General features: G+C 72.1%; 4 protein-coding genes and 1 pseudogene. 3 read left to right on the top strand and 2 right to left on the bottom strand.

Features of this window, described 5'->3' with window-relative positions; translation table 11 throughout:
• The coding region (locus ABD194_RS20200; protein WP_343994849.1) for a formate dehydrogenase accessory sulfurtransferase FdhD at positions 1-665 on the bottom strand (665 nt) is incomplete at its 3' end.
• Positions 666-703: 38 nt separating this feature from the next.
• Here ABD194_RS20200 and mobA point away from each other — a divergent pair.
• Both mobA and ABD194_RS20190 read left to right on the top strand, forming a co-directional pair.
• The gene (mobA, locus tag ABD194_RS20195; RefSeq protein ID WP_343994847.1) at positions 704-1,354 is read left to right on the top strand and encodes a molybdenum cofactor guanylyltransferase; all 651 of its coding nucleotides are present in this window, start codon (positions 704-706) and stop codon (positions 1,352-1,354) included.
• A gap of 233 nt (positions 1,355-1,587) precedes the next feature.
• Complete coding sequence (locus ABD194_RS20190) at positions 1,588-3,648, top strand: M4 family metallopeptidase (RefSeq protein WP_343994845.1); 2,061 nt, start codon at positions 1,588-1,590, stop codon at positions 3,646-3,648.
• A 117-nt stretch (positions 3,649-3,765) separates the two neighbouring features.
• On the opposite strand, the gene ABD194_RS20185 is transcribed toward ABD194_RS20190, so the two are convergent.
• Positions 3,766-4,371: a hypothetical protein gene (locus ABD194_RS20185; protein ID WP_343994843.1), complete on the bottom strand. Its 606-nt coding sequence runs from the start codon at positions 4,369-4,371 to the stop codon at positions 3,766-3,768.
• A gap of 309 nt (positions 4,372-4,680) precedes the next feature.
• On the opposite strand from ABD194_RS20185, the pseudogene ABD194_RS20180 reads away from it, so the two are divergent.
• Positions 4,681-5,037: pseudogene (locus tag ABD194_RS20180) on the top strand (N-acetylmuramoyl-L-alanine amidase); the annotation flags it as partial.

Here is a 5,037-nt window from a genome sequence, read left to right as displayed (position 1 = left end):
CCGGAGACGACGAGGACGCAGCCCGCGCCGGGCACCCGGCCGTTCTGGAGCGCCCACCCGACGACCTTGTCGACGGCGTTGTGCCGGCCCACGTCCTCGCGCACGACGAGCAGCTCGCCGTCGGCGGTCGCCAGCCCGGCCGCGTGGAGTCCACCCGTCTTGTCGAACGACTTCTGCTGGGTGCGCAGGGCGTCCGGCAGCTCGGCGAGCACCTTGGCCGCGAACTCGGTCGCGTCCGAGCGCACGTCGAACGCCGACTGCGCCCGGAGCTGCTCGATGCTCGCCTTGCCGCAGACCCCGCACGAGGAGTTGGTGAAGAACGAGCGGGTCGCCGACGCTGCCGGTGGCGCCACCCCGGGGGCCAGCGTCACGTCGATGACGTTGTAGGTGTTCTCGTCGAAACCGCTCTCGCCCGAGACGACCGCGCCCTCGCAGTAGCGGGCGAGCGCGATGTCCTCGGGTGAGCGGATCAGCCCTTCCGACATGAGGAAGCCGTGGACCAGCTCGATGTCGTGCCCGGGGGTGCGCATCGTCACCGTGAGCGGCGTGCCGTTCACCCGCAGCTCGAGCGGCTCCTCGACGGTCAGCGTGTCGGGGCGCGTGCTCGTCGAGGGCGTCGCGAGATCGATCGTCGTGACCTTGCGCCGCACGGTGACCCGTCCCATGAGGCCAGCCTGCCACGTGACCGTGCCAGACTCCGAGGGTGCCGCCCCCCGAACGTCCCAGCACCGGCCCGACGGACCCCGTCGTCGTCGTGCTGACCGGGGGCGCCTCGCGCCGGATGGGCTCGCACAAGCCGCTGCTCGAGGTCGCCGGCCGCCCCCTCGTCGCGCGTGTCCTCGCTGCTGCGGGCGACTGGCGCGCACTCGTGGTCGGTCCGACGCAGGGCGTCCCGGACGGCATACGCGCGGTGATCGAGCCGGTGCCCGGCGGAGGCCCCGTGGCCGGCCTCGCCGCCGCCGTCCGGGCGCTCCCAGCCGACGAGGGAGCGCCGGAGGTGCTCGTCGTCCTGGCCGCCGACCTGCCCTTCGTGACCCACGAGCACGTCGTCCGCCTCGTCGCCGCGCTGGCCGGCCCCCCGAGCGCGTATGCCGCCGGGCCACTCCTCCGGACCGCCGACCTCGCCGTCACGGTGGGCGCAGACGGGCGCACCAACTGGCTCTGCGCGGCCTGGCGGCTCCCGGCCCTGCGAGCACGCCTCGAGGAGGTCGGCGACGCCTACGGCAGGAGCATGCGCCGGCTGTGCGCCGACGTGCCGACGGCCGTGGTCGACGACCCCGACGAGGTGGCCCTCGACGTCGACACGCCGGCCGACCTGGACCGCGCACGAGGCCGCGCGGACGGCCGCAGCTAGGGCCTGACGGGGATTCTGGGAGATCGCCCAACCGGCGCCCCCGGGCCAATCCCGCTGCCGCCAAGCGCGACTCAGGACTTGGCGCGCAATCGGCAAAGACTTCGTATGTCCCGTTGACCGGTGTTCCGGCGGCTGCCAGCGTCGCGCTCGTCCAGCCAGCTCTCAGTGTCTCGTGAGATGGCGGCACACCCCAGAGGCGGCCCTCGTGCCGCAACCCCCACAAGGAGTCAACAGTGAACCGACTGAAGTCCGGGCTGGCGACCGGAGGGCTGCTCGCCCTCGCCCTCGCCATCTCGCCGGCGATCCCGGCGGGTGCAGCGGCAGGTGCAGGGCGCGACACGGCGCCCGCTCCCGAGTCGCAGAGCCTCAAGGCGACCGAGCAGGCCCGTGCGGCCTCCTCGGCGAGCGCCCTCGGCCTGACCGGTGAGACGCTCACCGTGAAGTCCGTCATCGCGGACCCCGACGGCAGCACCCACGTGCGCTACGACCGCTCCGTCAACGGCCTGCGCGTCGTCGGCGGCGACTTCGTCAGCCACAAGGACGCGTCCGGCAAGGTCACCAGCGTCACGTGGAACATCCGCAAGAACGCGACCCCGGCGTCGTTCACGCCGAAGATCAGCCGCGCGGCCGCTCAGTCGGCAGGCCTCGCCGCCGCCCAGGGGAAGAACGAGAAGGCCTCGGCCGGTGAGCTCGTCGTCTTCCAGGCGGCCACCGGCCCGAAGCTGGCCTACGAGGTCGTCACCGAGGGCATCAAGGCCGACCAGACGCCGACGCGCCTGCACACCATCGTCGACGCCGACAACGGCAAGACCCTGGCGAGCTGGGACGACGTCAAGGAGGGGACCGGCAACGGCATCTTCGTCGGCAGCGTCTCCCTGGCCACCTCGGGCAGCTCCGGCGCATACACGATGAAGGACACGCACGGGAACTACACGACCGACCTGAACCAGGCCACGAGCGGCACCGGCACGACGTTCACCGACGCCGACGACGTCTGGGGAACCGGATCGCAGAGCAGCCGCCAGTCCGCCGCCGTCGACGCGCACTACGGTGCCGGCAAGACGTACGACTACTACAACACCCAGCTCGGCCGCGCCGGCATCTGGAACAACGGCACCGGCGCCCGCAGCCGCGTCCACTACGGCCAGAGCTACTCGAACGCGTTCTGGGACGGCACGCAGATGACCTACGGCGACGGGGCCAACAACGCCGCCCCGCTGGTGGAGATCGACGTCGCCGGCCACGAGATGAGCCACGGCGTCACCGAGAACACCGCAGGCCTGGCCTACACCGGCGACGCGGGTGGCCTCAACGAGTCGACCTCCGACATCTTCGGCACGGCCGTCGAGTGGTATGCCAACAACGCCAACGACACCCCCGACTACCTCATCGGCGAGAAGCTCAACCTCAACGGCAACGGCACCCCGCTGCGCTACATGGACAAGCCGAGCAAGGACGGCGCGTCCAAGGACTGCTGGAGCTCGACCCTCGGCGGACTCGACCCGCACTACTCCTCCGGCCCGCTCAACCACTGGTACTACCTCGCCTCCGAGGGCTCCGGTGCCAAGACGGTCAACGGAGTCAGCTACAACAGCCCCACGTGCAACGGCTCGACCGTGACCGGCATCGGGCACGTCAAGGCCGAGAAGATCTGGTACCGCACGCTCTCGACCTACCTGACCTCCTCGAGCAACTACGCGGCGGCCCGCACCGGCGTCATCAAGGCGGCCAAGGACCTCTACGGCGCCGGCTCCGCCGAGTGCACCGCGGTCGACAAGGCCATGGGCGCCATCTCGGCCCCGGCCAGCACCGAGACGTGCGGTGGCACGACGCCCCCGCCGCCCACCGGTGGCTCGCTGGTCAACGGCGGCTTCGAGTCCGGCACGACCGGCTGGACGGGGACTGCCGGCCCCATCACGAACAATACGGGTCGCCCGGCCCACAGCGGCACCTGGAAGCTGTGGCTCGGCGGCAACGGGACGTCGGGCTCGGAGAGCGTGTCGCAGACCTTCGCCGTCCCGAGCACGGCCACGTCGCCCACGCTGACCTACTGGATCCGGATCGACACCTCCGAGACGTCGACCACCTCCGCCTACGACACCGCCACCGTCCAGGTCAACGGCGTCACGAAGCAGAGCTACTCCAACCTCTCGACGCCGAAGGCCACGTGGTCGCAGAAGACGATCGACCTCACGGCCTACAAGGGCACGAACGTCACGCTGAAGTTCGCCGACACCGAGGACTCGTCGCTCCAGACGAGCTGGGTCGTCGACGACGTCGCGACGAACTTCTGATCGGCAACCTCTGATCGGCGCCCGCCTGAGGCGCACCACGCACCGAGGTCGGTATGCCGCCGGGTCACGCCCAGCGGCATACCGACCTCTTGCGTCGGGCCGTTCAGGACGTCGCGCTCAGGGCGTCGCGTCGGGCGGCACCGGCAGCGCCGACGGCGTCGTGCACCGGGTGACCGCCGGGACCGAGAGCGTCACGTCGCCGACAAGGGTCCCGACGAGACCCGAGATCTCGCCCAGCGAGGGGTCACTGAGGTCGATCGCCTGGGCCCGGTCGTCCGTGACGGAGATGGTGATCGGGTCGCTCTCGGTCACGTCGCCCCCGACGGAGGTGAACCCGTCGCTCGGCAGGTTCGTGGTGGGCACCCCGCCCGCACCCAGGCGCAGGGTCGCGAGGAGCGAGAGGAGCCGACGCTGCAGGGCGGGCTCCAGCCGGCAGACCCGGCCGTGCACCGACCTCGTGTCGACGCGGACCTGACCGTCCGCGCCGAGCACCACGATGTCGTCGAAGCCGGCGCTGCCCCCGGTGCGCCGCAGAGTGAGGGGGAACTGGGGACCGTAGGGCACGTCGCCCCCGCTGTCGCCGCCGGCGCCGAAGCGAGGGGGAGCCGACGTGGCGGGGGTGGGGCCGGCAGGCGCCGCGGTCTGCACCTCGGGGGAGGCGGGGGACCCGGAGGAGCCGGACGAGGAAGCGCCCCCGCACCCCCCGACCAGCACTGCTGCCATGGCCAAGCCCACACCCAGGCCAGCGCGACCCATGCATCCCATGGTGGTCCCCGCGAGCGGCCGGCGCACGCGCAACGCCGCGGTAACGAGCGAGCAGGTCGGCGTGAGTTTCAAGTGGCGGGCCTCGGGATGCACGGGAATGCTCGGTATCGGAGGTTTGTCCCGAGCCCTGGGCCGGACGGACCGCTGCCCCAGGACCTCGCCACCGGTGGCCCCACACCGGTGCAGAGCACCCTGCAGTCAAGACACGAAAGGGACGATCGAGTGATACCCAACCCCCCAGCACACCGAACACCAGGGGCCCGCAGGGTGCGGCACTCCGTGGTGGCGCTCGGTGCCGTCGCGGCGGTCTCCGCGGGCCTGGCCCTCGCCCCCCCGGCAGCCCAGGCGGCAGACCCCTCGACCAGCGCCGCGAGCAGCGACTCCGCCAGCCGTGAGCGGGCCTTCGCGGCCGCCTCGGCCGAGTTCGGGGTGCCCCGCACGGTCCTCGAGGCCGTGTCCTACGCGCAGACCCGCTGGGACTTCCACCCCGGCCACAGCAGCTCCGGCGGCTACGGCCCCATGCACCTCGTCGACGCCAACCTCGGCTCCGCGGCTGAGGGTCGCGGCCTCGGCGAGGCGCCCACGCCGGCCCCCGACCCCGTCGCCGACACCCTCGGCCGGGCG

The organism is Terrabacter terrae (assembly GCF_039529575.1).
Classification (GTDB): domain Bacteria; phylum Actinomycetota; class Actinomycetes; order Actinomycetales; family Dermatophilaceae; genus Terrabacter; species Terrabacter terrae.
Note: the sequence above shows the minus strand (reverse complement) of the source record. Positions and strands in the feature narration are given on the sequence as shown.

What these genes read in the sequence shown, in the direction of transcription:
- ABD194_RS20185 (WP_343994843.1), bottom strand. Translation starts at nt 4,371, where the DNA reads ATGGCAGCAGTGCTGGTCGGGGGGTGCGGGGGCGCTTCCTCGTCCGGC.